Source organism: Verticiella alkaliphila, from assembly GCF_018904615.1.
GTDB lineage: Bacteria > Pseudomonadota > Gammaproteobacteria > Burkholderiales > Burkholderiaceae_B > Verticiella > Verticiella alkaliphila.
This window is the reverse complement of sequence record NZ_JADCNH010000003.1, coordinates 62,595-87,647: the sequence shown is the minus strand read 5'-3', so window position 1 is coordinate 87,647 and position 25,053 is coordinate 62,595. Positions and strand designations below refer to the sequence as shown.

Genomic DNA, 25,053 nt, shown 5'->3' with positions numbered 1-25,053 from the left:
AGATGACCGCTCGCCTTCATCGGACTCGCCATGACAGCACCCTCCCATCCGCAGCCGGGTACGCCCGTGCTCGAGACCCGCGGTCTCACCATCCAGTTCGGTGGGCACGTGGCCGTGGACCATGTGTCCTGCGCGTTCCATGCGGGGACGCTGACGGCGATCGTCGGCCCCAACGGCGCCGGCAAGACGACCTGGTTCAACCTGATCTCGGGGCAGCTGCGCGCCACGGCCGGCAGCGTGCACGTGTTTGGCGAGGACATCACGGCACTGGGCGCGGCGGCGCGCGCGGACAAGGGGTTGGGGCGGGCCTTTCAACTGACCAATCTCTTTCCCAATCTGTCCGCGCTGGAGAACGTGCGCCTGGCGGTGGCCTCGCGGCATCGCATCGGCCACATCTTCTGGCAGACTGCGGCACGCCGTCGCGACATCATCGACCGCGCGGCCGACTATCTCGCCCAGGTCAATCTGGCGCATCGCGCGGATACGCCCGTGGCGAGCCTCTCGCATGGCGACCAGCGCAAGCTCGAAGTCGCGCTCATGCTGGCGTTGGAGCCGGAAGTCTTCATGTTCGATGAGCCCACGGCGGGCATGAGCGTGGACGAGGTGCCCGTGATCCTGGACCTCATCGCCGACATCAAGCGCCGCCAGGACAAGGTGATCCTGCTCGTGGAGCACAAGATGGATGTGGTGCGCGCACTGGCCGATCGTATCGTGGTGCTGCACAACGGGCAGTTGGTGGCCGATGGCGAACCGGCCACGGTGATTGCCTCGCCGATCGTCCAGGAAGCCTACCTGGGCACCCCGATGGAGACGCCGGCATGACGACGCCCGCCCCGAACACGGGCCCCGCCGCGGGCCAGGCCATTCTCACCCTGTCGGACGTGCACGCCGACATCGATCAGTATCACATCCTGCATGGGGTGAACCTCACGGTGCCCGTGGGCGAACTCACCGTGCTGCTCGGGCGCAATGGCGCCGGCAAGAGCACCACCCTGCGCACGATCATGGGGCTCACCACCGTCACGCGCGGCGAGCTGCACTTTCGCGGGCAGAGCATCCGCGGTGCCTCGACGCCGTCGATCGCGCGCCGTGGCATCGCGTTCGTGCCGGAGCACATGGGCATCTTCAGCCTGCTCACGGTGCGCGAGAACCTCGTGCTCGCGGCCATTGGTGGCGCGATGGACAAGGATCGGCTCGACTGGATCACGCAGGTGTTCCCGCCGCTGAAGAAATTCTGGGATCGACCGGCGGGCAACCTGTCGGGTGGCCAGAAGCAGATGCTCGCCATCGCGCGGGCGGTGATCGAGCCGCGCGAGCTGCTGCTCGTGGACGAGCCGACCAAGGGGCTCGCGCCTGCGATCATCAACGATCTGGCCGAGGCTTTCGAGCATCTGAAGGCCCAGCGCGTGTCGATCCTGCTCGTGGAGCAGAACTTCAATTTCTCTCGCCGGCTCGGTGAATCCGTGGCTGTCATGAGCGACGGTCGCATCGTGCACACCGGCCGCATGGACGATCTCGCGCGCGACGAGGCCTTGCAGCACGACCTGCTCGGCCTGGGCCTGGGCGCCCACCAATAAGGAAGCGATCATGGCTGCCGTTCCCGATACCACCGCCCGCACGGGCTCGCCCTGGCACTGGCTCACGCGCCTGCCGTCCGAGCGCCCGCACGTCTTCCTGCTCGGCGTGATGATGTTGCTGCCGCTCTTCATGATGAGCCTGAACACCTGGATCGTGCTCACCATCAGCGGGCTGGCGATGGGCGCCATGGTGTTTCTCATGGCCTCGGGCATGAGCCTCACCTTTGGCCTCATGAGCGTGCTCAACCTGGCCCATGGCGCCTTCATCTCGCTGGGGGCCTTCGCTGGCATGACGGTGCTCACGTTCTGGTTGGGCGATTATGCGCGCAGCAGTTCGATGGCCGCGAATGCGTTCGCCATACTGGCGGCGCTCGGTCTGGCGGGCATGGTGGCGGGCCTGCTCGGCCTTGTGTTCGAGCGGCTGGTGATCCGCCCGGTCTATGGCGATCACCTCAAGCAGATCCTGGTCACCGTGGGCGGCTCCATCGTCGTCTTCGAACTCATCGAGGTGATCTGGGGACATCGCGAGATCCCGGTGCCCCGCCCCGAGGCGTTGCGCGGTGCGCTCATCATGGGTGGCATGGCGCTGGAGAAGTACCGGCTCGCCGCCGTGGTGGTGGGCGTGGCGGTGTACGCCGCCCTCATCTGGGTGATCGAGCGCACGCGCCTGGGCATCCTCATCCGCGCGGGTGTGGAGAGCCGGGAAATGGTCGAGATCCACGGCTATCGCATCCGCATGCTGTTCCTGGGCGTGTTCGTCGCGGGTTCGGCGCTCGCGGGCCTGGGCGGGGTGATGTGGGCGATGTACCGAGAGATCATCTTCACGCACATGGGCGACGAGCTCATGATCTCGGTCATCGTCGTCATCATCCTGGGTGGCCTGGGCTCGATCCGCGGCTGCTTCTACGGGGCCATGCTGGTCGGCCTGGTCAATCTGTACGTGGGCTACCTGGAGCCGCGTCTGGCGGCCGTGGCCACCGTGGGGCTCATGGTCGCGGTGCTGATGTGGCGCCCGCAAGGCCTCATTCCCGTCATCAAGGTGTAGAACCGCCATGCTGAACACGCTGCTCTCCGGTGACCTGCCCCGCAGCCGCCTGCTCACGGCCCTGCTGCTGGTCATCCTCGTTTGCCTCGCGGCCGGGCCCTTTCTCTTCGACGGCACGCGGGCCTTCGCGATGCTGGGCATGATCTGCATCTTCATCATCGTCGTGGCCTCCTACGACCTGATGCTGGGCTACACCCACATCGTGTCGTTCGCCCATACGATGTTCTTCGGTATCGGTGCCTATGGCGTGGCCATGGCGATCGGCAGCCAGGGCAACACCTTCGGCGCGATCTTCCTGGGACTGGGTTGCGCGATCCTGCTGGCCATCGTGCTCTCGCTGTTGCTGGGGTTGCTCTCGCTGCGCGTGAAGGCCATCTTCTTCGCCCTCGTCACCCTGGCGGTGGCCTTTGCCTTCCTGAGCCTGGTCAACCAGCTCTATACGGTCACGGGCGGCGAGGACGGGTTGCGCGTGCAGGTGCCGCGCGAGCTCGGCCCGGCCTATCGCCTGACCGACGTCACGCTGTACGGCTTCAGCCTGGGCACCTTCCTGGGCGGCCTGTTTTCCGGTACCGGGCTGGGCGAGCTCGCTCGGGAAGCCGTCTTCACAGTGCGCATCACCGGGCGCGTGCTGATGTACTACGTGGCGTTCGGGGTGGCCGTGGTGGTGTTCCTGGGCCTGTTGCGCCTGGTCAACTCGCCCTTTGGCCGCGTGCTGCAGGCGATCCGCGAGAACGAGTTCCGTGCGCAGGCGCTGGGCTATCGCACCGTGCTGTACCGCACGGCGGTGGTGATCCTGTCCGCCGTGCTGGCTTGCGTCGCGGGCGCGCTCTTCGCGCTCTTCAATCGCTACGTCAATCCGGAGAACACGCTCAACTTCGAGCTCATGGTGTTCATCCTGCTCATGTGCGTGATCGGCGGCATGGGCACGCTGTACGGGTCCGTGGTGGGCGTGGCCGTGTTCCTGCTGGCGCAGAACTACCTGCAGGATGTGTTGCGCATGATTGGCAGCCAGTTCCCGGAAGGATCGTTCCTGGCCGAGCTTGCCGCACCTGAGCGATGGTTGCTCTGGTTTGGCCTGCTCTTCGTGCTCAGCGTGTACTTCTTCCCGGCGGGCATTGCAGGGCAATTACGTCGGCGCGCCACCCAGCACCAGACAGCGCAGGCTGCCAAGGGCCGGGAGAGCGCCGTCGCCTCGGTGGCGATGCCGCGTTGAGCGCCATGGCCCCTGAGGGCTTGGACTGAGGGCTAGTCCTCGATTGCGGCATACACCATGTTGCGCACGAGGCTGCGATAGGCCGTCCGGTGCTTGGGTGTCTGCACCATCAGGATCGCAAAGAGCTCGTTGGCCGGATCCACCCACATGTAGGTGCCGCCCGCACCGCCCCAGTAGTATTCGCCCACCGCGCCCGGGATCGCCGCGTCGCCCGCGGCCGTGCGCACGGCAAAGCCCAGGCCGAAGCCGTAGCCCGGACCGGGCAGGTACAGCGGTGTGCGCGCAATGCCTTCACCGGTGTGGTCTGCCGTCATGAACGCCAGCGTCTGCGGGCCGAGGATGCGTTTGCCATCGAGCGTGCCGCCAGCCATCAGCATCTGCAGGAAGCGGGCGTAGTCCGCCGCCGTCGATACGAGCCCGCCACCGCCGCTCTCCAGGCGCGTGGGCTGGCGCGGGTCGCTGATGTCCACGCCCACGCCGATGCTGCGATCATCGGCGAGCGGCTCGGCCAGACGTGCCTGGCGCGCGGGATCGCTGACGACGAACGCTGTGTCGGTCATGCCCAGCGGCGTGAAGATGCGTTCCTGCAGGAACGCCCCTAACGTCTGGCCACTCGCGACCTCGACCACACGACCCAGGACGTCGGTGGAATAACTGTAGTCCCAGGTGGTGCCGGGCTGGTAGGCCAGCGGCAGGGCGGCGAGCCGCCGCGCGAATTCGGCGTTGTCCGGGTCCCCAGCATTGAGTCCTGCCTCCTGATAGGCCTTCTTGACCAGGCCCGGGCCGAAGAAGCCGTAGGTCAGCCCCGAGGTGTGGCGCAGCAAGTCCTGCACGGTCATGGGGCGCCGTGCGGGAACCGTCTCCAGCGCGGGCTTGCCGTCGGCACCCGCCTTCTCCACGCCGACGGTCAGCTTGGCGTACTCCGGAATGTACCGGGACACCGGGTCGCTCAGGTGCAGCTTGCCGTCTTCGACCAGCATCATCGCGGCGACGCTGGTGATGGGCTTGGTCATCGAGTAGATGCGGAAGATGGCGTCGCGCGTCATGGGCGCATCGCGCGCGGGGTCGAGCTTGCCGAATGCCTCGAACCACGCGAGCTCGCCGCGCCGGGCCACCAGCATCACGGCCCCGGGGATCTTGCCCGCGTCGACGTCAGCCTGCAGCACGGCGCCGAGCTTGGCGAGGCGCTCGGCCGACAGGCCTACGCGGTCAGGGGCGACGACACCGGGAGGCGCGGTGGCGCTCGCCGACGCGACCGGGGCGGCGTCCGGCGCGGCAGCCCAGGCAGGTGCGCCCAGAACGAAAGCGGACAATACGAGCGCGCGGCGCGCGCGGTCCAAGCGGGTCATGGCAGTCTCCGTACTGTTGTTCGAATGATTCTTATGGCACTACAACGTCCGCCGCCAGGACGGCGACGGACGCAAACCACGTCCGCGAGCGGCCTTACTGCGCCGCGCTCGGGGTATGGATCTGCTCGGCCAGGCTTTTGCGCAGGCGATCGCGCTCGGCCACAGCGCCAGTGCGCGCCTCGCGCAGCTCGGCGATGCGGGTCTCCTCGTCCTCGAGCATCTTCAGGTAGCGCTGGCCCAGCGCGCTGTCGGCAGGCACGGCACCGAGGTTCTCGCGCACGCGGGCCTGATCGGCGGCCGCCTCGTCGAGTTGCGCTTCGCTCTCGTCCACGCGCGCCTGGGCCTGGGCCAGGGCGCGACGTGCCTCGGCCAGTGCGGTCAGCGTCTTGCGCGTCGCATCGTCTGACGCCGCGCCGGACCAGCGCATCAGGACGTCGGGCTCGGCCGAGACCAACGCGAGGGTGGTGGCTTCGGTGCGTTCGGCCACGGCCTCCAGCGTGGCCGTCCCGCCTGCCGGTACCTCGGCGCGCAGCCGATGGTGCGTCGGTGTCTCGCTGGTGGCTGCCAGCGAGGCGAACTTCCAGCCTGAGCGGCGCGGATGTTCGATCACGACGACCCGCGGCGCGTCGGCCGCGCCCTGGATGGTGTAGGTGGTCTTGCGACGCAGCAGCCGGTTCGCCTGGAGCACGCCCTCGGCGATGCGCACGTCGCTCACGCGTTCTTCAGGCGTGGTGTCGGTGGTGATCGTGACCTTGCGGTCCTCGGCAAAGCTGGCAAGACGGGATTCGCCGGCGGGAATGCCAGCCAGCTGGGCGTCGCCCGCGTGGGCGCCCGTGGTGTCGTACACGGTGAGGATGCCGGCGGGCAGGCTCGTGGCGGTAGCGTTCTCCAGCATGACGGCGGCCACCGGATGCACGCGGCCGCGCTCGGGCTGGAACACGGACAGGCGCTCGCCAGGCACGCTCTGGTCGATGAACGGCACGGACAAGGTCTGGCCCGCGGGCAAGGTCACCGGCTGCGGCAGCGCGAAACTCACCACCGTATCGCCTTCCTGCGCGTCTGCAGCCTGGGCGGATGCGGAGGGAGCGGGCGGTGGCGGCGCCATGGCCGCTTCCGCCATGACGGGGGCTGGCGCCGGACGGGCCATGCGCGCCGGGGCGCCTGCGGCACCCATGCCGCCGCGCGCACGGGTGTCGTCGACGCGGGGCGGCGCCGTGGCCCCGACCTGCACCGGAATGTCTGGACGTTCGTGCCAATACCGTTGGTGCAGACGCTGCGAGAGCATGACCGGTGCGCCGGAGCTCAGCGTCACGTGCACGCGGTCCCAGTCCTCGCCCGTGGCGTTCTCGAGCACGGCCCAGGCCTGCAGACGCACCTTGCCGTCGGCTTCGGTGAGCAGACGGTACGCGGTCTTCCACACGGGTGCGGCCACCACGTAGGCCAGCTCCACGGTGCGCGCCGTGGTGCCCGGCAACTCGACACCAATGCGGCGCACGTCGTCGGCGCGGGCACGCCCGCGCACGGCCGCTGCCTCGCGCAGGCGCGTGCGCATGGCCTCGTCACGGATGTCGAGCACCGTGTCGCCGCCCAGGCGCAACACCTGGATGGAACCGTTGTCGGCCAGCACGGAGAGCACGGGCAACGGCGGTGGATTGCCGTCGGTGCCGGGCTGGGATTCGGCGTCCGGGTTGGCCACGCCCAGCACCACGCCCTCGACGGCGCGCCCGCCCGAGGTGGCGCGCACGCGGGTGCCGGCCAGCGCGTTGGCCAGGTGCGGCACGGATCCCATCTGCTCGGCCGTGAACGGCAGTCGGGCAAAGGTCTCCTCCACGGGGGACAGCCCGTCGAGCGTGAGACCCGCCACGCCGCCCGCGGGATCCGTGACGAGCAGACTCTTCAGAATGTCGTCGACCTGGCGCAGCGGCGTCTCGATCGATAGCGTCGCGGGACCGTCGACCTGGGCCTGGCGATGGATCTCGGCCATGCCGCCGGCCGACAGCGTGATGCGATCGATACGGCTGGTGGGCGCGTCGCCGGGCGCCGCGGCGGCGCTTGCGAGGGCGGGAAAGATGATGGCACTGGCCAGACTGGTCAGCGCAAAACGGGAGAGAGACGGACGCATGGGCGGCACCGACGGACAGGAGAGGCTGCCGACAGCGCGCCGGCGCCGGGAGCGCTCAGGCAGAACGCGCCTGAGCGCGCGAGGGAAAGCGGGCGGCGTCATGCCGCCCGTTCGCTACGCCGTCAGGCGCGCGTGGCGTGCCAGGCGCCGCCGCCTTCGACGGTGCCCTTGAGCACCTTGTCTTCGAGCGTGCCGGTGTAGCGCTTGCCATCGGCAGTGAAGGAGATCTGGTTGCCCAGCATGCGGGCATCCGAGATGGCCGCGTCGCCGAGCGTGCCGGTCAGCTCCTGATTGATCTGCTCGAGCTTGAGCGTCTTGCCGTCGACCGACCAGCTACCCGCCACGTTGGCAGGCACGATCCACAGCAGCGCCGTGCACCAGTTGGTGCAGCCGTCGCCCACGGTGGCCTCTTCATCCGGCGTCCAGTCGCCCATGCGGAAGGAGTTGGCCACGATGCGCGTGCCCGGGTTCAACTTGAGCAGTTCCGGCTTCAGGCGCTCGTTGATCGAGGGCAGCAGGAACATGGTGATCACGTCGGCCTTGGACAGGTCGTACTGGAAGAGATCGCCAGCGGTGAACGTCGCCTTGTCGGCAACGCCAGCCGCCTTGGCATTGCGCTCGGCCAGGGCGACCATGTCCGGGTTGAATTCCACGCCATGCGCAGTGATGCCGCGCTTGGCCGCGGTGATCACGGTACGGCCATCGCCAGAGCCCAGGTCCACGACGAAATCACCCGGCTTGGCCTGCGACATGTCGAGCATCTTGTCCACGAGGGCCTGCGGCGTCGGCACCCAGACAACGTCCTTGCCCGCCTGGCCGACCTGCGGCTCGTACTGCGCCTGACCCGCATCGGGGGCGGCAGCCATCACGGGAGCCGCAAAGGCGGCGGCGGCCAGCAGCGACGCGGCAAAGAGCGGTGCAACGCGAAGGGACTTGCGGCGAAGGAGAGTGGCAGTCTGCATGGGGGTCTCTTGAGGTTGGACAGCAGCAGGAATCCGATACCGCGAGCCCGCGGGTGCGGCGCGCGCAGACAGGGAACTCCGTCTTTTATCACAGGCCCACGCCGGGGATGTGACGGGGGCCTATAGCAATTGATGTGCCGGGTGTCGGCGGACGGCATGAGGTGAGGTCGTTCCATGCGGACCGACGTGTGGATGATGTCGCTTGCAGGGCGGAAGACCGCGTTACGATGGCGACCGCGGTGCGGCAGGCAAGGCCTGCATTCGCGCGCGCCTTGTTCGACACCTTGCCTGGAGACTGTCATGCCCTCAGTGGACCCGCGTCCCAACCTGATCTTCATCCTCGCCGACGATCTCGGCTACGCCGACCTCGGTTGCACGGGGGCACGGGATGCGGCCAACCAGCCGGTGGATGTGTCGCCGCGCCTCGATGCCATGACGGCGCAAGGCGTGCGGTTCACGCGTGGATATTCGAACTCGGCCGTGTGCTCGCCCACGCGCTTCGCGTTGGCCACGGGACGTTGGCAGTATCGCTTGCGCGGGGCTGCCGAAGAGCCGATCCCGAGCGTGCACGGCGACAAGGTACTGGGGCTGCCGCCCAGCCACCCGACGCTGCCTTCGCTGCTGCGCGACGCGGGTTACGCCACGGCGCTGGTGGGCAAGTGGCACCTGGGCTATCCCCCGCACTTCGGCCCGCGCATGTCCGGCTACGAGGAGTTCTATGGCTTTCACGCGGGCGGCGCCGATTACTTCGCGCACTGCGATCCGCGCGGGCGGCCGGACTTCTGGGTCAACGAGACAGAACACCAGGAAGAGGGCTACCTGACGGACCTCCTGAGCCGGCGTGCCGTGGACTTCGTCGAGCGCCAGTCGGCCGACAAGCCGTTCCTGTTGAGCCTGCACTACAGTGCGCCGCACTGGCCGTGGCTCACCCGAGACGACGCCGAGGAATCCCGGCGCATCGCCGGTATCGGCAAGCACATCGACGGTGGCTCGCTTGCCGTCTACCAGCGCATGATCCACCACATGGACGAGGGCATCGGCTGGGTGATCGATGCGCTCGAGCGTCAGGGCATGACCGAGAACACGCTGATCGTCTTCACGAGCGACAACGGCGGCGAGCGCTATTCGAACAATTGGCCCTTCGTGGGCCAGAAGATGGATCTGCTCGAGGGCGGCATCCGCGTGCCGCTCGTGGCGCGCTGGCCAGCCCGCATCCCGGCGGGCACGGTGAGCGAGCTGCCCAATCTCACCATGGACTGGGCTGCCACCTTCCTCGATGCTGCCGGCGTCGCGGCGCACCCGGATTACCCGCTCGACGGCATGAGCTTGGTGCCGGCCTTCGCGGATGCGCAATGGCAGCCACAGCGCGACCTGTGCTGGCGCATGAAGCACCGCAACCAGCGGGCGCTGTTGCGTGGCGACTGGAAGTATCTGCAGGTCGATGGCATCGAGTATCTCTTCAATGTGGCCGAGGACCCGCGCGAGCGGGCCAACCTGCGCGAGCGTCAGCCCGAGCGCCTGGCGGAGCTGCGCGAGGCCTGGTCGGCGTGGGACGCCACGCTGCCACCCATTCCGGAAGACGCCAAGGTCTCTCTGGTTTTCACCACCAAGGAACTGCCGCAGGCGACGTTCTGAGCGTGACGCCGCGTTGACGCTTGCCGGGGCGTCGCGAGAGGCGGCATCAGCGATCCCCGCGGCGATCCGCATCGATACGGCCGATCCCCAACAGGCGAAGCAGGGCATTGCGCCCGGCCCGCAGGACGGGGTAGGCCAGACGGGCGACGCGCGGCGACGCAAAGAGCCGCGCATTGAACCGATTGAAGACGCCGCTCGTCGTGGTCATCAGCGACAGCCGATGCGCGGCATCGGCGCCGTGATACAGCTGCGGGCCGATCTTGAGCACGATGCCTTCATCGAGCTGCAAGCCTGCCGCGCGGATCTCTTCGCGCAGCGCACTGGGCTCGCGCGCATCGACCAGATGTAGTTGGCCCGCGGCCTGCTTCAAGCGCACGTGCTGGACATAGCTGCGACACACCGGGCATTCGCCGTCGTAGACGAGCCAGATGTCGGGGTGGGAGGCGGCATGCATGTCGACATGATGCCGCGAACCGTGCGGGTGACGCCAGCCGCGCGAAGACGCGCCTGGCGTTCAGGCCCTGCGCGTCAGAACGTGTGGCGCATGCCGACGGACACCCCGCGCAGATCTGAGCCGTAGCCGAACGGGGACACCGCCGGAATGGCCGAGAAGAGCGGCGTGCGGGCGCGGTCGTTGTTGCTGACTTGGCCGTAGCTTGCGTAGACCGCGGTCCGCTTGGACAGCGGGTAGTCGTAGGCGACGCCCAGCGTGGTCGAGCGGCCGTCGTCGTTGTCCTGATACTTGTAGGTGTGCCGGCTGACCTGGGCAAGCAGGTTGCCGCCGGCCAGCGGAATCTTCGCGCCCACCCAGGCGATCCGGCTGCGTTCCCAGGTGAAGGCGTTGACCGATGCGCCGGCCGCGCCCACCGTGGCAACCGGGCTCAGGTTGGACGTGTCCTTGCGGGGGTTGAACTGCGAGAAACCGGTGTAGAGCGTCGCCACGCCGAAGTCGTAGGAGCCGCCCAGCAGCCAGGTGGTCTGCCATTCGGCGCGGTCGGGATCGATCACCTGCTCCCGGTTCTGGCGCATGCGCGAGACGCCGGCGTTGAGCTTGAGGGGGCCATCGGCGTAGCCCAGCACGAAGGCGCCGTAGCGGCCCGTGCCTTGCGAATTCTGGTTGCCGCCCGCGACCATCGTGTTCGCCGTGACAGGGCCAAGCGTGTACGTGAAGAGCACCGAGTTGTCGGCGCGCGTGCCGGTCTGGAAGGCGCCGCCGCCCGGAGTGGCGCCCACCGGTTCGTAGCTGCCCGTCACCGCGCCACTGATGGCGCCCCAGTAGCCGCCGGGCAGCGCCATGGACGCCACCGCAGCGTTGTTCATGGGCGTGAGCTGACGGCCGCCGGTGAGCGACCAGTGCTTGCCAGCGAGGCCCACGTACGCCATCCGGCCAAAGAGCAGGCCGCCCTGGGTGCTGGCACCGTTGTTCACGTTGAAGCCCGATTCGAGCTGGAACTTCGCCTGCAGGCCGCCGCCCAGGTCTTCGACGCCGCGCAGACCGAAACGGGAGCCGGCTGATACGCCGGAGTCCATGCGCGTGGCGCTCTGGCGCGACGCCAGGACGCGGGTGCCGCCGGGCACGTCGACGCCAGACGATTCAGACGTGTGCCCGACGGCCACATCGACGACACCATAGAGCGTGACTGAGCTTTGCGCCTGTGCGGCTGCGCTCAGCAGACACAAGGCGGCGAGTGAAGGGATCTTCTTGTACATCGAGGATTGTCTCCATCCGGGGAAATGGCCCATCACCGGTTATTGGCGCCGGGCAGACTTCGCGGGCGTTTGCGTCGCTCGCATTTTTTTCGGCATGATGCCGATGAGCTTACCGGCTGGCAAGTAAAATTTATGAGATGTTTCTTGAGATCTGGCACTCCGCTCTCTGGCGCCGAGCCGCTGGCTCCGTGAAAACCCCAGGGTGGTCCAGCGTGCGCTTACACTAGGCGGCTCTACCGCGCGGTGGCCTTGACTCGGCGCGGCTCCTCGTTTCTCAGGACTTCGTCATGCAATTCGCCTCGCGTCTCGACAACGTCTCGACTTCCGCCATCCGGGAACTCTTCAAGCTCCTCGGCAAGCCGGGCATCATCAGCTTTGCCGGCGGCTTTCCGGATGCCGCGCTGTTCGACGTGGACGGCCTGCGCGAGGCGTCCGAGGCAGCCTTGGCAGAGAATCCCGGGCTTGCGCTGCAGTACGGCGCCACGGAAGGCTTCGATCCCCTGCGGGCGCAGATCGCCCACTTCATGGATGGCAAGGGCGTGGACGTGGCCCCCGATGGGCTCATCGTCACCACCGGCAGCCAGCAGGCCCTGGATCTCATCGGCAAGACGCTCATCTCCCCGGGAGACAAGGTCATCGTCGAAGGCCCGACGTTTCTCGCCACCATCCAGTGCTTCCGCCTCTATGGCGCGGATCTGGTGAGCGCGCCGGTCGATGGGGAAGGCGTGCGCGTGGACGAGCTCGAGCGCCTGATCGTCCAGCACAAGCCCAAGCTCGTGTACCTCATCCCGACCTTCGGCAATCCGAGCGGCGCCACGCTGAACGCCGAGCGCCGCCGCCGCGTGCTGGAGCTCGCCGTGAAGTACGGCACGCTCATCGTCGAGGATGATCCGTACGGCGACCTGTATTTCGACAAGGCTCCGCCGCCGTCCATCATGGCCTTGTCCAAGGACGTGCCCGGCAGCCGCGAGCATCTCGTCTACTGCGGATCGCTCAGCAAGGTGCTGAGCCCGGGGCTGCGCATTGGCTGGATGATCGGCCCGGCCGAGCTGCTGGCCAAGTCCGTCATGTGCAAGCAGTTCAGCGATGCGCACACCAGCACTTTTGCGCAGGTGACCGCGGCCAATTACCTCGCCACGGGTCGCATGCCCGATACCCTGGCCAAGGTGCGCGCGGTCTACGCCAAGCGACGCGATGTCATGGATGCGGCGCTGCGCCGCGAACTGGGCGACGCCATCACGTTCACGCGTCCCGATGGGGGTCTCTTCTTCTGGGTGAGCCTGACCGGCGCGAACGGCGCACTGGCCGACGCCGCCGTGCTGGCGCGCCAGGCGATCGAGCAGGGCGTGGCCTTCGTGCCGGGCGCGCCGTTCTTTGCCGAGAACCCGGACAACAGCACCCTGCGTCTGAGCTTTGCCACGGCCGACGAAGCCAAGATCGAAGACGGCATCCGCCGCCTGGGCGTGGCCCTGCGGCAGAGCGTGGGCGGCTGATCGTTAGGGGGCCTTGGCCGACTCGGCAGGGCCGTCGACGTGCGCCGCGTACCACGCGGCATACGGCGTGTTGCGGGCCATGTGGCGGTTGAGGTCCGGCGCGCCATCGTCCCACCACGGCGCGCCGCGCTCGCCGAGCGCATGCTTGACGCGGTCTACCGTCGCATGGGCTTGTGCTTCGGCATCCGCATCATGATGGCCACGTGCCGTCTTGACTGCCCGGCGCGCTGTCATGAGTTCATGAACGAGACGTTGCCGCTCGGCCTCAGGCAAATGGGGATTCGCCGCGCGCCACAGGCGGCCGCGCACGACGATGTAGCGGCCATCGGGGGTGTGCAGCACGGCCATGCCGGCGCTAGCGCTTGCCGGCCAGTTCGGGAAACAGCACGTCCGTGAAGCCGAACTTGCCGAAGTCCACGATGCGCGATGGGTAGAGCCGGCCGATGAGGTGATCGTGTTCGTGCTGCACCACGCGGGCATGAAAGCCGTGCGCGTCGCACACGATGCGCTCGCCCTGGGCATCGAAGCCCGTATAGCGAATACTCGCGTGGCGTGGCACCAGGCCACGCAGGCCGGGGATCGACAGGCAACCCTCCCAGCCGTCCTCCATCACGTCGGACAGCACGGTGAATTCCGGGTTGATGAGGACCGTTTCCGGCACGGGCAGGGCGTCGGGATAGCGTTCGCTGCGTCCGAACCCGAACACCATCACCTGCAGCCCCACGCCGATCTGTGGCGCGGCCAGCCCCACACCGCCTTCCTCGCGCATGGTGTCGAACATGTCGGTCACGAGCGCGCGCAGCGCGGGCGTATCGAAATCGGTGACCGGGTCGGCGGTCTGCAGGAGACGGGTGTCACCCATCTTGACGATGTCACGGTTCATGGGAGCGCGAGGTGGGAAGGGCAGGGATCTGCCACTCTAGCAGAGGCGGGGCGGCATCACGCGTCGTGCCAGCGCGCCACCCAGTCGAGGATACCCTGGCGCGTCTGGAATTCGTCCACCGAACGGGCGGGCACGTCTGGATAGCGTGCATTCCACATCCGTGCCAGGGCCTGCCCAGGGCCGATCTCCAGCACGCAGCGCAGTCGGCGAGAGGCCAGGCCGTCCAGGCAGGCATCCCACTGCACCGGGTGATCGAGCTGGCGGGCCAGCGCCGCCTGCAGTTCGTCCGGCTGGCGCACACGGCCTGCGGCATTGGTGAAAAGGACGGGGCCAGGGCGAGAAAAGGTGACGGCGGCGAGGTCCGCGGCGAAGTCCCGCGCGGCGTCTGCGAGGTAGGGCGTGTGCGAGGCCACGTTGACGTTGAGCTGGACGGCACGTCCGCCCTGGGTGCTCACGCGCTCAATAGCGGCCTGGACGTGCGCGAGCGGACCTGCCGCGACCACGCTGTCAGGGCCATTGTGAATGGCGATGACCAGATCGGTGGCCTTGCAGGTAGCCTCGATGCGCTCGCGTGTCAGGCCTGTGATGCCCACCATCACGGCCGGGTGTGCCGAGGCATCGCGCTCCATCCATGCTGCCCGCCGCTGCACCAGCCACAGGGCGGTGGCCGTGTCGAAGACGCCTGCGGCCGCGAAGGCCGCGACTTCGCCCACGCTGTAGCCAGCCACGGCCGCAGGTGTGGGGAGGGCGTCCGCCAGTTGCCGCCAAGCGGCCAGCGCGGTCGCGGTCAACACAGCTTGTGCAATGCCATTGCGGCCTGCCCAGTCCGGGTCGTTCAGATGCTCGCGCCAATCGTCGCCGACGACGTCGGCGAGCGCGTCCAGCACCGGGTCGGGCTGCAGCCAGGCAAGCATGCCGGCGTGTTGTGCGCCCTGGCCGGAGAACATCAGGCCCAGACTCATGGCGTCACCGTGGCGAGCGGCGCACCGGCGAGCGTGGCGTTGGCCGCCTCGGGTCGCATCGCCGCGGCGGGGGCGGGCAGGGCACCGATACGGGCCAGCCAGCAGGCGGCGGCCAGCAGGTCAGCCGCGCCGCCGGGGGACAACCGTCGAGCCATGAGTGCGTGGTGCAGGGTGCGTGCGCGTGCGATGCCCCCTGGCGCTGCGGCGCCGCCGGCGGCCATGAACTCGCGGGCAGCGCCTTGCACGTCGCGCAGCGCTGCCATGCCGCCGCGATGCACGAGGTTGCTGTCGTCCAGCTCGGCCATCACGGCGAACAACGTGTCCACGCGGGCGTGCTGTGGCGAGTCGCCACGCGCAAGGCCGCGCGCCAGCGTCGGTGCTGCCACCTCGAACAGCACCGGGAACCCTGCCGCGGCTTCGGCCGCAGCCCCGCGCAAGCCGTGGCGCCGCGCGGCTTGGCCGCCGGGCAGCAGGCTCGTCTGCGCGGCCTTGGCCGCCAGGGCCGGCCCCCATCGCCGTTGCAAGGTTTCGCGCAGCCGATGTGCCTGCAAAGGCATGTCAGCCCGACCCAAGGCGCCCGCGCTCGCGCACAGCAGGCCCAGGGTGAAGATCGCACCGCGGTGCGTGTTGACCCCGCCCGTGGCCGCGAGCATGCGGGTCTCTGCGGCGATGCCGCACGCCTTGAGTTCGGCGAACGCCGCACCGGTTTCGCCCAGCCGCGCCAGACGCACGAAGTCGTGCCGCAAGGTGAAGAGACTGCGCATGAACGTATGCGCATCCATGTCGCCGTGACTGCCAGCATCCTCGAAGGAGACGAGGCCCGGCTTGGGCGCCAGCGCCAGTTCGTCGTAGAGCGCCAGCACGGCGGCATGGCCAAGCGCGCGGGCGTCCAGCCGATGGACAGCAGCCTTCGCAGCAAAGGCGTGAGGCGGCGTGCGGCGGGCGTGAGCGGTCATGCGGATTCCTGCGGGGTGGTCGGCGTGGCGGCGAAGGTTGCGGCGGTGCACAGGCTCGCACCGTTGAGCTCGCGCACCAGCAGGCTGCGGGCCCGCCCCTCTCGCCACGTCTGCCACTCGCGCGCATTGACGGCTGCGCCCGCGGGGAACACGAGCTCGCCATCGCAGCGCAGGCCGGGCGGGCTTGCGCTGCCAAGGGCCGCGGCCACGGCATCGGCGTGATCCTCGCCGGCCACGCCCACCCAGAGATCAAGGTCGGACTCGGCATGGACGTAGTCCAGCCCGGTCAGGTGTTGCCAGGCATGGCTGCCGTAGACGTGGGCCTGCGCGTGCAGCGAATCCAGCGCGGCGATGAGCGGCTGCCAGCTGGGTGCCCGGTCCGGGAACGTGTGCGCGAGCGCGTGCAATGGCGGGCAGGTGTCCAGGGATTCGATGGCGGCCTTGGCCACCTGAAGCGCGATGCGCCGCCGGCCCCAGCACCACGGCGCCGGCAGGCCCAGTGCCACCTCACCCGGTTGGATGGCCCTTTGCACGGTGACGACGAGCGGCAGCCCGTGCGTCGCCCAATGCGTCAGGCAAGCCCGTGCCTCGTTGTCCCAGGCACGGGTCAGCAAGGCCTGCCAGCTCTGCGGCGTCAGGCGAGCCAGCTGGTGGCGGCGCAGTGCAGGCATACGTGCCTCACGACGCCTGCAGCACGTCGTCGATGACCTGAGCCGCAAGGCGTCGCCCGCCGCGGACCGTGCCGTCGTGCGCGCGCTCGTCGGTCGTAGGCGTCTCGGCCAATGCGGCGCGCAGGGCGCCGGGCAGATCGTCGCGCCACAGGGCACGCACGCCACCCATCGCCACGTAGTTGTCGACGCCGGGGGCGAACACGGGATTGGTCGCTGACAGCGCCGCGAGCTGCTCTTCGGGCAGCTTGGTGACGCGGGCCATGGCCGGGATGCGCATCACGCGGATCTGGGCTTCGGGCAGGGCATAGCAAGCGTCCGCGATGAGACCGGATGTGATGAAGCCGCCCGACAGGGCCTGATCGTAGACCAGCCCGATGACGCGATGGCCCTGGCGGCGCGCGAGATCGATGCTCATGCCCAGGTGCGCCATGGCGCGGTTGATGCCGAGCAGCTCGTCCCGGCGGCGCAGTTGCTGCCCCTGGGTGTCGATCAACAGCAGCACGGGCCGGCCGGATGCTGCGCGGTGGTGTCGAGCACGACGCGCGCCTGGGCGAGGGCGAGTGCCACGCCGATGGGCGCATGGTTCGTCGTGCCGATGACGGTCATGGGGGCGCCGTCGAAGCTCGGCGTGCCCTGCAGGAAGTCGCCGTCGGCATGAATGCCGTGGTCGGGGCCGAACAGGGTGGTGGCGAGGGTCTGCCAATCCATGCGGGTCTCCTTCACGCGGAATGGGGCGCGAGCCGCGCGCCGGATCGGATCAGATCGGCCACCTCGGCATCTGGCACGCCGGCGGGGTCAGCCACGCCGAGCTGGCGCCACAGCGCCATGGCCTCGTCCTCGCTCGCAGTCACCTGCGGGGTATCGCGCCAGCGCGCCGACAGCAGGTCGTGCTCGGCCTGCAAGGCGGCGAGCGTCAAGGGGCGCTGCCGGGTCAGGGCATCGATCGCGGCAGCGCGAAACGCCTCCACGTCGTCCTCGACGAGCACGTCGCAATCCCCGGTCAGCCAGCGATGCTTGCCGCCGGTGGTGCGCCAGACGAGCGCGCGGTCCCGGGCATCGAACTCCTCCACGCCGTGCGAGGCTTCGATCACCTCCGGGCCGGACATGGCGAGCCGCCCGGTGTCGCTCATGATCACCGTATCTGCGCAACGCGCGACGATGCCCATGCCGCCGAAGCAGCCATTGGCCCCGCCGATCAGGAAGACGACCGGCACGCCGGCGGCTCGCGCGTCGAGCAGGGCACGCATCACTTCGGAGACGCCGATGAGACCGGCGTTCGCTTCGTGCAGACGCACGCCGCCGGATTCCGCCAGGATCACCACCGCATCCGGGCGCTCGCGTGCGGCGCGGCGCAGCAAGCCGGTGAGCTTGGCGCCGTGGACTTCGCCGACGCCCCCGCCCATGAACGCGCCCTCCTGGGCGGCCACGAACACGAGGCGGCCCCCGATCTGCCCTCGGCCGATGGCCACGCCGTCATCGAAGGCACTGGGCACGCCCAGGGCGGCCAGGTGCGGGCTCATGCGGCGCTCTGACGGCGGGAGCCACTCGTGAAAGCTGCCGGTGTCCAGAATGTGCGTCAGGCGCTCGCGCGCCGTGCACTCCGCATAGCTGAGGGCGATGCTCATGCGACCTCCGGCAGCTCGGCCACGGCCTGGTCCAGCCGCAGGCTGACCACGGCGGGCGTGGCGCCCATGTCATGGATCGTGATGCGCACACCCGCGATCGGGTGGCGCGCATGGAAATCGTTCAGTACGGCCTGCCAGATGGTGCCGAAGCCACGCGCCGAGGTCTGCACCTGGATCCGGCACTGGTCGCCGCTGGCCGGCTCGCACAACACTTCGAGATTGCCGGAGCCGACGACACCCACCAGGACGGGGGCGAAGGGGCCGGTCGGGCGCTGCCCGGTGAACGCGTAATCGAGGGACTCGAGGCCCACTGGGAGGGTCATGGCTTGGCTCCTACCAATTCCGGAATCGTTTGGGCGGTTGGTACCGGCCGCCTGAGGCGCGTACGAGGTCGCGCATGTTGCGCGCGGCGAGCCGATGGCGCGTGGCCTCGCGCGGGTCGATGCCGAGGTCTTGCGGGCGCTGGATGACGCCGCGATCGCGCAGGTTTTCCACCATGCGGGCGTCGCGGGCCAGGCCCACCGCCGTGTAGCCCGCCACACCGCGAATCGCCTGCTGGCGCTCTTCGTCGGTGCGGCAGAGCAGCAGATTGGCGATGCCTTCCTCGGTGAGGACGTGGGTGACGTCCTCGCCATAGATCATGATGGGCGGCAATTCCATGCCCGCCTGCTCGGCCAGCTGCCAGGCGTCGAGGGTCTCGACAAAAGCCTGCTGCATGTGCTCGCGGAAGGTCTCCACCATTTGTACCACCAATTTCTGGCCGCGCGGCGTGCCGGCCGCGCCATGTCGGCCTGCCCGCGCCTGCTCGCCGGCTTTCTTCCAGGCCGGGCTCACGTGGCGTCGGCCGCGCGCATCGGCCCCCATGTTGGGCGCGCCGCCAAAGCCGGCGATGCGCCCCAGCGTGGCCGTGGAGCTGTTGCCATCGAGATCCATCTGCAGCGTGGAGCCAATGAAGAGGTCGCACGCATAGTGCCCGGCGGCCTGGCAGAAGGCGCGGTTGCTGCGCAGCGAGCCGTCTGCACCCGTGAAGAAGATGTCGCCGCGAGCACGGATGTAGTCTTCCATGCCGAGCTCGGAGCCGAACGAGTGGATGGACTCCACCCAGCCTGCCTCGATCGCCGGGATCAGTGCCGGGTGCGGATTCAGCGCCCAATGCCGACAGATCTTGCCCTTCAGGCCCAGCTGCTCGCCATAGGTGGGCAGCAACAGCTCGATGGCAGCGGTGTCGAAGCCGATGCCGTGGTTCAACCGCTGCACGCCGTATTCCGCGTAGATCCCCTTGATGGCCATCATGGCCATGAGCACCTGGATCTCGCTGATCTGTGCCGGATCGCGCGTGAAGAGTGGCTCGATCACGTTGGGGCGCGGCGCCTGCACGACGAAGTCCACCCAGCCGGCGGGGATGTCGATGCGCGGCAGCGCGGTGCCTGTCGGCACCCGCTCGTTGACCTGCGCGATCACGATGCCTCCAGAGAAGGCGGTGGCCTCCACGATGGCTGGCGTGTCCTCGGTGTTCGGGCCGGTGTAGAGGTTGCCTTCGTTGTCGGCCGCATGCGCCGCCACCAGGGCGACGCGCGGCGTCAGATCGACGAAGTAGCGTGCAAAGAGCTCCAGATACGTGTGGATGGCGCCGATCTTCAGTTGGCCGCCTGCCGCGAGCTTGGCGAGCGCGCGCCCTGCGGGCCGGAGAAGCTGAAGTCCAGCCGGCTCGCCACCCCGTTCTCGAACACGTCCAGGTGCTCCGGCAACGCGAGCACGGACTGCACCATGTGCAGATCATGTACCTGCGCCGGGTCCACGTTCACCAGCGCCCGCGCCAGGAAGTCTGCCTGCTTCTGGTTGTTGCCTTCCAGGCAGACCCGGTCACCGGATTCGATCACGGCTTCGAGCAGGGCGCCGGTGGCGGCCGCGTCAACCCACCGGCCGTGGCGTTGCGCGCCCAGCGCGCGGTCGGCCCGGGCATGCCGCGCGGCGCGGTTCTCCGACTTCTGGTTCCAGGCGGCTTGAGACATGGGCGATCCGGCAAAAGGCGGTTGAGTCAGGGATGACCATACCGAGGCGGATGCCGTCGATCAATCAAGCCGGGCGCCAGATGATTACGCTCACCGTAAGTGTTGCGGGCCCATGCGCCGCGCCGCTGTTGCCTCAGGCCCCGCCCAGCACGTCCGAGGCGTTGCGGCACACACCGAGCAGGGCAAGCAGGTTGGGATCGCGTTCCCGCGTGCGCAGGAAGGACAGGCCGATCGTCTGGCGCATCTCATAGCGCGGGTGCAGCGGGATCATCTCGACCTGGTGGCTGAAGGCGCCCCGCACGCGGCCAGGCAGCAGGGTGCAGCCCACGCCGCCGCCCACCAGATTCATGAGCGAGAAGATGTCGCCCGTCTGCATGACCACGTTCGGCGTGAAGCCCGCCACCCGAAAGGCCTCCATGAATCCCGTGTAGGTGACGAAGCCTTCGGTGAGGCTCACGAAGTGCTCGCCCGCGCAATCCGCGAGATCGATCTCGGTGCGCCCGGCGTAGCGCGAGCCGGCTGGGGCGGCGAAGTAGATGCCGTCATCGAAGAGGGCCTGGGATTCGATGTCGGCTGCTTCACCAGACAGCCCCATCAGGGCCGCGTCGATCTCGCCGTTGCGAAGGCGCACGAGCAAGTCGGCGTTCGAGCCCAGGACGAGTTCGGTCTGCACGTGCGGCAGGCGCACCTTCAGGCCGATGGTGAGCGCCGGCACGGCCCGGATCGTCAGGGAATACAGCGAGCCGATGCGCAGCCGATCGGCCGCGAAGCCCGCAGCGGCGCGAGCGCCGCGGATACCGGCGTGCATGGTGCGCAGCACCTCCTGCGCGGCGTCTGCCAGCTCGCGCGCGGCTTCGGTGGGCAGCAGGTTGCGGCCTTCCAGACGAAACAGCGGGCAGCCCACGCCGCGCTCCAGAGAGTGCAGTGCGCGATGCACGCTCACCGAGGTCGTGCCCAGGCGTTCGGCTGCGCGACCGAGACTGCCCGCGTCGAGAAAGGCGAGCAGGGTTTCGAGCTTGCGAAAGGTGATGTCGTCGGGCAGGCGGGCGAGCATGGTGGGGTGATGCTACTCCGGGCGAGCGGACATCGTCGAGCCGCTGCCCGGGCCGGTTCAGGGTGGACTCCCACACATCGGGTATCGTCGGGAGAGCATCTCCTGCCGACCCCTGCCTGCGAGCCCATCATGTCCCATCGATTGCCACCGGCCCTGTCATGCCATCGTCTGCCCGTCGTCGCCCGTTGGCTGGCGGCGGGATCCGTGCTCCTCAGTGCGCCGCTGGCTGCGGCGCAGGCGAGCCCGGATGTCAGCAAGCTGTTCCAGGGGGCCTTCAATGGGGCCTTTGCGGGCACCGAGCCCACCCAGGCGCAGCCGCCAGCGGCGGCCGACCCGCGCGCCGGCGTGCCGTTCACGCGTTCGCGTTCCGTCACCAGCACGGTGGAGCGCGGACTCGCCGACAACCTTGCCACCAACTTCACGCTGCGCTTCGCGATGCGCGATCCCGCCGGCTTCCTGCGCTCGGGCAAGGCGCGCGAGGTGGCCACGCGCGAACTCAAGGCCCGCGGGTTTCCCGAGGACTCGGTGGCCGGTTCCACGGCATTGCTGCTCGCCGTGGCCTGGGAGCTCGCCAACGCCGGAACGCTCTCGGGCGAGGAGAACGCTGCCATCCTGCGTCAGGTCACGACGTCGTTTCGCGGCCATCCGCTCGAGCGCGAAGGCGACGAACAGCGGCAGATCCAGGCCGATCCGCGCCTGCTGACGGTCGGCCTGTGGCTGGAAGAGGCCTATCTGCGCGAGCCCTTCCCCGCGCAGAAGGAAGCCCTGTCCGATGCCGTGCAGCGGGACATGCAGACCATTTCGAAGAACGACATGCGGCGCAAACGGGTCACCGACGAAGGCTTCGTCGATCGTCCGTCCTGAAGGCAGGATCGGTCGGACGCCCTTGCCAGGCCGTCTGACCGGCGGTCACGCGCACGACATCTTCATGCGCTAAGCTCAAGAGTTATCGTCGCACCTCCTCCCGATCGCCTGCCGCCGATGTCTGACGTCTCCCTCGTCCTGCACCCCGTCTCATGCTGACCGCCGCGGAGTTCCTGGCGGGCCTCGGCCTGCTTTTCGTCGGGCTGCGTCTGGTCAGCCAGCATCTGCAGCAGGCCACAGGGCGTCGCATGCGCCGGGTGCTCCAGCGGGCTACCCGCTCTGGCATGACTGGCTTCTTTGCCGGCTGTGGTGCCGGTGCCGCGACGCAGTCGAGCAATGCCGTCACGCTCATCGCCGGCAACCTGGTGCGCGGCGGCTCGATCTCGGTGCGCGATGCGCTGCCCGTCATCGCAGGCGCCAATGTCGGCACGGCCGCGCTGGTCTTTCTGGCCTCGGTCGATTTCCGCCTCGCTGTGTTGTATCTCGTGGCATTGGTGGGGTTCGGGTATCAGTTACGCTTCGATCGCCACCCGCGGCGCCGGGAATGGACGGGCGTGGCCTTGGGGCTCGCCCTGCTCTTTCTGGGTCTCGATTTCATCAAGGGGGCGCCGGAGCACCTCGATCCTGACTGGCTTCGAGGGCTGCTTGCGCAAGGGCTCAACCCGTTTTCCGCCCTGCTCTTCGGCGCCGTGCTTGCCACCCTGACCCAATCCGCCTCCGCTGCAACGATCCTTGCCGTGGCGGCCACGCATGCGGGCATGCTCGCCCTGGACGACGGCCTGTGGCTCGTCATCGGTGCGAACGTGGGCAGCGGCCTTGCGGTCCTGCTCGCTGGCAGCGGCCTGAGCGGCAGCGGGCGGCAGCTGTGCATCGCTCAGGTCGTCATCAAGCTCGTGGGCAGTGCGGTCGTGGCGGCTGCGTGGCTGACAGCAGAGCGGGGAGTCGGGTGGTCGGTGACGACGCTGGTGGGTGAGGGCGGCGATAACGTGGCACCCATGCTCTCCGTCTTCTTCCTGATGCTGCAGCTCACCGGGGGATTCATCGTCGGGGTGTCGCGCACGGCCGTGGAGCGACTGCTCATCCGCGTGTCGCCACCGTCGCTCGAAGAGAAAGCCTCGAAACCTCACTTCATCCACGAGGCTGCACTTGCCGATCCGACCAATGCGCTCGCCCTGGCCGAACTCGAGCGCAATCGCCTGATCGGTCTCTTGCCGCGCGTGGTGCCGGATCTGGATGACAGCGGGCATTCGCCGGCCAATCGCCGGGCCCAGCTGGAGGGTAACGCCGCCGTCGCGCTCGAGACCGAAGCCTTCCTGATCGAGCTGATCGACCAGCACCTGCATCGCGATGACCTGCATCTGGCGCTGCGGCTGCAGGACTCGCTCAGCACGCTGCATGCGCTGCACGACACCACGGCCGCCTTCGCGGCCGGCGTCGATCGCTTCGGCGCGCAGCCCCCGGCACAGGTCTTTGGCTTGTCCGAGTCCTTGCGCACCCTGTGCCTGCTGCTGGCAGACGCCATTGCGCAGTCCCCGCGAGACCCTGAGGATTTCGTGCTGCTCGCCCGGCTCACGAGCGATCGTGGCGAGGTGCTGGAACGCCTGCGCCGCGATCTTGCACACGCCAGTGACGATGCCGGCACGCTGCGCCGGCTGCTAGCCGTCACGAGCCAGTTCGAGCGCGCCGTGTGGCTGATCGGCCGGCTGAACGGTGCCGTTGCCGGCGCCGAGGCGCGGGCCTCGCACGGGGCGCCCGGCTGACCGCTCGCGGCAGGCGCATCGCTTGCTGGCGTTGCCGCCTTACGGGCGGGATTCCAGGAGAGCGAATGTGAAGCCAAGACTGAAGGGATTGAACCACCAGGTGATGGTCATCACCGGGGCGAGCAGCGGCATCGGCCGGGCCACGGCCAAGGCTGCTGCCGCGCGTGGCGCGCGGCTGGCACTGGCCTGCCGCAACCGGGAGGCGCTGGATGCGCTGGTGGCCGAGCTGCGGCGCAGCGGCGCCGACGCCATCGCCGTGACCACCGATGTCGGCGTGTACGACGAGCAGGCCGCTCTGCTGGCCGCGGCACTCGAGCGCTTTGGCCGGGTCGACACCTGGGTCAACAATGCGGGGGTGTCCATCTTCGGCCTCCTGGCCGACGTGCCGATCGAAGACCAGCGCAAGCTCTTCGAGACCAATTACTGGGGCGTCGTGTACGGCTCGCTCCTCGCGGCGGCCTATCTGCGCAAGTCCGGCGGCGCGCTCATCAACCTCGGCAGCGAGGTGTCGGACCGTGCGGTGCCGCTGCAGGGCGCCTATTCGGCGTCCAAGCATGCGGTCAAGGGCTTCACCGACGCGCTGCGCATGGAACTGCAGGACGCCGGCGCCCCGGTGTCCGTCACGCTCATCAAGCCTGCCGCCATCCAGACTGGCTTCGTGCGCCACGCGAAGAATCTGCTCGACGTGGAGCCGCAATTGCCCCCGCCGATCTACGCGCCCGAGGTGGTGGCTGACGCGATCCTCTTTGCGGCCGAGCACCCTCAGCGTGACATCTACGTGGGCGGCGCCTCGAAGCTGATCTCGGCGGCGAGCGCCCGCATGCCGGGCCTCATGGATCGGCTCTTCGGGCCGATGCTCATCCGACAGCAGCGCACGGATACGCCCGCCTCGCCGCGCGCCGACGCGCTGCACCAGGCCGGCGAGGATGACGCCGAGGCCGATCCGACGGATCGCGTGGTGCTCCAGCACAGCGTGTACACGCATCTGTCCACGCGCGGGCGCGGCTGGGTACTCGCCGGCGCGGCCCTGGCGTTGGGTTGCGCGCTGGCGTGCGCTGCCACCCAGGTGCGGCGCGCCAGGTAATCGCAATGCACCCGGGTTGCACGGCCCGTCGCCACCCGGGGACGTGACACGCAGGCTCCGGGGCGGGCTCTGCCCA

Annotated in this window: 22 protein-coding genes and 2 pseudogenes; 9 read left to right on the top strand and 15 right to left on the bottom strand. The window is 68.7% G+C overall.

The window, feature by feature from the left end; translation table 11 throughout:
* The first annotated feature begins 30 nt into the window (after nucleotides 1-30).
* Genes IMZ29_RS03330 through IMZ29_RS03315 form a run of 4 tightly spaced genes read left to right on the top strand, consistent with a single transcriptional unit; the run spans nucleotide 31 to nucleotide 3,835 of the window.
* Nucleotides 31-822 (top strand): ABC transporter ATP-binding protein, encoded by a 792-nt coding sequence (locus tag IMZ29_RS03330; protein WP_216180472.1) that lies wholly within the window; start codon nucleotides 31-33, stop codon nucleotides 820-822.
* On the top strand, nucleotides 819-1,577 hold the full coding sequence (locus IMZ29_RS03325) for an ABC transporter ATP-binding protein (protein WP_216180468.1): 759 nt from the start codon (nucleotides 819-821) through the stop codon (nucleotides 1,575-1,577). The genes IMZ29_RS03330 and IMZ29_RS03325 overlap by 4 nt, the downstream gene beginning before the upstream one ends.
* A 10-nt stretch (nucleotides 1,578-1,587) precedes the next feature.
* Nucleotides 1,588-2,622 carry a branched-chain amino acid ABC transporter permease gene (locus IMZ29_RS03320; RefSeq protein WP_216180465.1) on the top strand — a complete coding sequence of 345 codons (1,035 nt, stop codon included), beginning with the start codon at nucleotides 1,588-1,590 and terminating at the stop codon, nucleotides 2,620-2,622.
* 7 nt (nucleotides 2,623-2,629) lie between these two features.
* The gene (locus tag IMZ29_RS03315) at nucleotides 2,630-3,835 is read left to right on the top strand and encodes a branched-chain amino acid ABC transporter permease (RefSeq protein ID WP_216180462.1); all 1,206 of its coding nucleotides are present in this window, start codon (nucleotides 2,630-2,632) and stop codon (nucleotides 3,833-3,835) included.
* A 32-nt stretch (nucleotides 3,836-3,867) separates the two neighbouring features.
* Here IMZ29_RS03315 and IMZ29_RS03310 read toward each other — a convergent pair whose 3' ends face one another.
* From IMZ29_RS03310 to IMZ29_RS03300, 3 genes are all read right to left on the bottom strand, one after another.
* The gene (locus tag IMZ29_RS03310; RefSeq protein ID WP_216180459.1) at nucleotides 3,868-5,184 is read right to left on the bottom strand and encodes a serine hydrolase domain-containing protein; all 1,317 of its coding nucleotides are present in this window, start codon (nucleotides 5,182-5,184) and stop codon (nucleotides 3,868-3,870) included.
* A 94-nt stretch (nucleotides 5,185-5,278) separates the two neighbouring features.
* The gene (locus IMZ29_RS03305; RefSeq protein ID WP_216180456.1) at nucleotides 5,279-7,306 is read right to left on the bottom strand and encodes a DUF4139 domain-containing protein; all 2,028 of its coding nucleotides are present in this window, start codon (nucleotides 7,304-7,306) and stop codon (nucleotides 5,279-5,281) included.
* Nucleotides 7,307-7,428: 122 nt separating this feature from the next.
* Nucleotides 7,429-8,268 carry an SAM-dependent methyltransferase gene (locus IMZ29_RS03300; RefSeq protein ID WP_216180453.1) on the bottom strand — a complete coding sequence of 280 codons (840 nt, stop codon included), beginning with the start codon at nucleotides 8,266-8,268 and terminating at the stop codon, nucleotides 7,429-7,431.
* Nucleotides 8,269-8,568: 300 nt separating this feature from the next.
* Here IMZ29_RS03300 and IMZ29_RS03295 point away from each other — a divergent pair, with 300 nt between their 5' ends.
* Entirely contained in the window at nucleotides 8,569-9,903 is a 1,335-nt protein-coding gene (locus IMZ29_RS03295; RefSeq protein WP_216180450.1) for a sulfatase family protein, read from the top strand.
* A 46-nt stretch (nucleotides 9,904-9,949) separates the two neighbouring features.
* Here IMZ29_RS03295 and IMZ29_RS03290 read toward each other — a convergent pair whose 3' ends face one another.
* Nucleotides 9,950-10,357 (bottom strand): DCC1-like thiol-disulfide oxidoreductase family protein, encoded by a 408-nt coding sequence (locus IMZ29_RS03290; protein WP_216180446.1) that lies wholly within the window; start codon nucleotides 10,355-10,357, stop codon nucleotides 9,950-9,952.
* A 74-nt stretch (nucleotides 10,358-10,431) separates the two neighbouring features.
* The gene (locus IMZ29_RS03285; protein WP_216180442.1) at nucleotides 10,432-11,613 is read right to left on the bottom strand and encodes a porin; all 1,182 of its coding nucleotides are present in this window, start codon (nucleotides 11,611-11,613) and stop codon (nucleotides 10,432-10,434) included.
* A gap of 287 nt (nucleotides 11,614-11,900) precedes the next feature.
* Here IMZ29_RS03285 and IMZ29_RS03280 point away from each other — a divergent pair, with 287 nt between their 5' ends.
* Nucleotides 11,901-13,106 (top strand): aminotransferase-like domain-containing protein, encoded by a 1,206-nt coding sequence (locus tag IMZ29_RS03280; protein WP_216180439.1) that lies wholly within the window; start codon nucleotides 11,901-11,903, stop codon nucleotides 13,104-13,106.
* A 3-nt stretch (nucleotides 13,107-13,109) separates the two neighbouring features.
* Here the strand turns inward: IMZ29_RS03280 and IMZ29_RS03275 are convergent, their stop codons facing one another.
* From IMZ29_RS03275 to IMZ29_RS03230, 10 genes and pseudogenes are all read right to left on the bottom strand, one after another.
* Nucleotides 13,110-13,448, bottom strand: coding sequence for a hypothetical protein (locus IMZ29_RS03275; RefSeq protein WP_371820096.1), 339 nt, complete (start codon nucleotides 13,446-13,448; stop codon nucleotides 13,110-13,112).
* Nucleotides 13,449-13,461: 13 nt separating this feature from the next.
* Complete coding sequence (def, locus tag IMZ29_RS03270; RefSeq protein WP_216180433.1) at nucleotides 13,462-13,989, bottom strand: peptide deformylase; 528 nt, start codon at nucleotides 13,987-13,989, stop codon at nucleotides 13,462-13,464.
* Between the two features lie 56 nt (nucleotides 13,990-14,045).
* Nucleotides 14,046-14,951, bottom strand: coding sequence for an acyltransferase domain-containing protein (locus IMZ29_RS03265; RefSeq protein ID WP_216180430.1), 906 nt, complete (start codon nucleotides 14,949-14,951; stop codon nucleotides 14,046-14,048).
* Nucleotides 14,948-15,907, bottom strand: a complete 960-nt coding sequence (gene mdcB / locus IMZ29_RS03260) for a triphosphoribosyl-dephospho-CoA synthase MdcB (protein ID WP_216180427.1) — start codon at nucleotides 15,905-15,907, stop codon at nucleotides 14,948-14,950. The genes IMZ29_RS03265 and mdcB overlap by 4 nt, the downstream gene beginning before the upstream one ends.
* Entirely contained in the window at nucleotides 15,904-16,578 is a 675-nt protein-coding gene (mdcG, locus tag IMZ29_RS03255) for a malonate decarboxylase holo-[acyl-carrier-protein] synthase (protein ID WP_216180424.1), read from the bottom strand. Before mdcG ends, mdcB begins: the two co-directional genes overlap by 4 nt.
* 7 nt (nucleotides 16,579-16,585) lie before the next feature.
* Nucleotides 16,586-17,286, bottom strand: a pseudogene (locus IMZ29_RS03250) (biotin-independent malonate decarboxylase subunit gamma).
* A gap of 11 nt (nucleotides 17,287-17,297) precedes the next feature.
* Nucleotides 17,298-18,203, bottom strand: coding sequence for a biotin-independent malonate decarboxylase subunit beta (locus tag IMZ29_RS03245; protein ID WP_216180422.1), 906 nt, complete (start codon nucleotides 18,201-18,203; stop codon nucleotides 17,298-17,300).
* A complete protein-coding gene (gene mdcC, locus IMZ29_RS03240; RefSeq protein WP_216180420.1) occupies nucleotides 18,200-18,526 on the bottom strand; it encodes a malonate decarboxylase acyl carrier protein in 327 nt (108 codons plus the stop codon). The genes IMZ29_RS03245 and mdcC overlap by 4 nt, the downstream gene beginning before the upstream one ends.
* A 10-nt stretch (nucleotides 18,527-18,536) precedes the next feature.
* Nucleotides 18,537-20,215: pseudogene (gene mdcA, locus IMZ29_RS03235) on the bottom strand (malonate decarboxylase subunit alpha).
* Nucleotides 20,216-20,348: 133 nt separating this feature from the next.
* Nucleotides 20,349-21,269 (bottom strand): LysR family transcriptional regulator, encoded by a 921-nt coding sequence (locus IMZ29_RS03230; RefSeq protein ID WP_216180418.1) that lies wholly within the window; start codon nucleotides 21,267-21,269, stop codon nucleotides 20,349-20,351.
* A gap of 129 nt (nucleotides 21,270-21,398) precedes the next feature.
* On the opposite strand from IMZ29_RS03230, the gene IMZ29_RS03225 reads away from it, so the two are divergent.
* From IMZ29_RS03225 to IMZ29_RS03215, 3 genes are all read left to right on the top strand, one after another.
* On the top strand, nucleotides 21,399-22,133 hold the full coding sequence (locus IMZ29_RS03225) for a hypothetical protein (protein ID WP_216180416.1): 735 nt from the start codon (nucleotides 21,399-21,401) through the stop codon (nucleotides 22,131-22,133).
* Nucleotides 22,134-22,285: 152 nt separating this feature from the next.
* Nucleotides 22,286-23,893: a Na/Pi cotransporter family protein gene (locus tag IMZ29_RS03220; protein ID WP_216180414.1), complete on the top strand. Its 1,608-nt coding sequence runs from the start codon at nucleotides 22,286-22,288 to the stop codon at nucleotides 23,891-23,893.
* A gap of 67 nt (nucleotides 23,894-23,960) precedes the next feature.
* Nucleotides 23,961-24,977, top strand: coding sequence for an SDR family oxidoreductase (locus IMZ29_RS03215; RefSeq protein WP_216180412.1), 1,017 nt, complete (start codon nucleotides 23,961-23,963; stop codon nucleotides 24,975-24,977).
* Nucleotides 24,978-25,053 lie beyond the last annotated feature (76 nt).

Excerpts from the sequence above, each read along its gene's own strand:
- IMZ29_RS03330 (WP_216180472.1), top strand. The coding sequence starts at position 31 with ATGACAGCACCCTCCCATCCGCAGCCGGGTACGCCCGTGCTCGAGACC.
- IMZ29_RS03325 (WP_216180468.1), top strand. The coding sequence starts at position 819 with ATGACGACGCCCGCCCCGAACACGGGCCCCGCCGCGGGCCAGGCCATT.
- IMZ29_RS03320 (WP_216180465.1), top strand. The coding sequence starts at position 1,588 with ATGGCTGCCGTTCCCGATACCACCGCCCGCACGGGCTCGCCCTGGCAC.
- IMZ29_RS03315 (WP_216180462.1), top strand. The coding sequence starts at position 2,630 with ATGCTGAACACGCTGCTCTCCGGTGACCTGCCCCGCAGCCGCCTGCTC.
- IMZ29_RS03310 (WP_216180459.1), bottom strand. The coding sequence starts at position 5,184 with ATGACCCGCTTGGACCGCGCGCGCCGCGCGCTCGTATTGTCCGCTTTC.
- IMZ29_RS03305 (WP_216180456.1), bottom strand. The coding sequence starts at position 7,306 with ATGCGTCCGTCTCTCTCCCGTTTTGCGCTGACCAGTCTGGCCAGTGCC.
- IMZ29_RS03300 (WP_216180453.1), bottom strand. The coding sequence starts at position 8,268 with ATGCAGACTGCCACTCTCCTTCGCCGCAAGTCCCTTCGCGTTGCACCG.
- IMZ29_RS03295 (WP_216180450.1), top strand. The coding sequence starts at position 8,569 with ATGCCCTCAGTGGACCCGCGTCCCAACCTGATCTTCATCCTCGCCGAC.
- IMZ29_RS03290 (WP_216180446.1), bottom strand. The coding sequence starts at position 10,357 with ATGCATGCCGCCTCCCACCCCGACATCTGGCTCGTCTACGACGGCGAA.
- IMZ29_RS03285 (WP_216180442.1), bottom strand. The coding sequence starts at position 11,613 with ATGTACAAGAAGATCCCTTCACTCGCCGCCTTGTGTCTGCTGAGCGCA.
- IMZ29_RS03280 (WP_216180439.1), top strand. The coding sequence starts at position 11,901 with ATGCAATTCGCCTCGCGTCTCGACAACGTCTCGACTTCCGCCATCCGG.
- def (WP_216180433.1), bottom strand. The coding sequence starts at position 13,989 with ATGAACCGTGACATCGTCAAGATGGGTGACACCCGTCTCCTGCAGACC.
- IMZ29_RS03265 (WP_216180430.1), bottom strand. The coding sequence starts at position 14,951 with ATGAGTCTGGGCCTGATGTTCTCCGGCCAGGGCGCACAACACGCCGGC.
- mdcB (WP_216180427.1), bottom strand. The coding sequence starts at position 15,907 with ATGACCGCTCACGCCCGCCGCACGCCGCCTCACGCCTTTGCTGCGAAG.
- mdcG (WP_216180424.1), bottom strand. The coding sequence starts at position 16,578 with ATGCCTGCACTGCGCCGCCACCAGCTGGCTCGCCTGACGCCGCAGAGC.
- IMZ29_RS03245 (WP_216180422.1), bottom strand. The coding sequence starts at position 18,203 with ATGAGCATCGCCCTCAGCTATGCGGAGTGCACGGCGCGCGAGCGCCTG.
- mdcC (WP_216180420.1), bottom strand. The coding sequence starts at position 18,526 with ATGACCCTCCCAGTGGGCCTCGAGTCCCTCGATTACGCGTTCACCGGG.
- IMZ29_RS03230 (WP_216180418.1), bottom strand. The coding sequence starts at position 21,269 with ATGCTCGCCCGCCTGCCCGACGACATCACCTTTCGCAAGCTCGAAACC.
- IMZ29_RS03225 (WP_216180416.1), top strand. The coding sequence starts at position 21,399 with ATGTCCCATCGATTGCCACCGGCCCTGTCATGCCATCGTCTGCCCGTC.
- IMZ29_RS03220 (WP_216180414.1), top strand. The coding sequence starts at position 22,286 with ATGCTGACCGCCGCGGAGTTCCTGGCGGGCCTCGGCCTGCTTTTCGTC.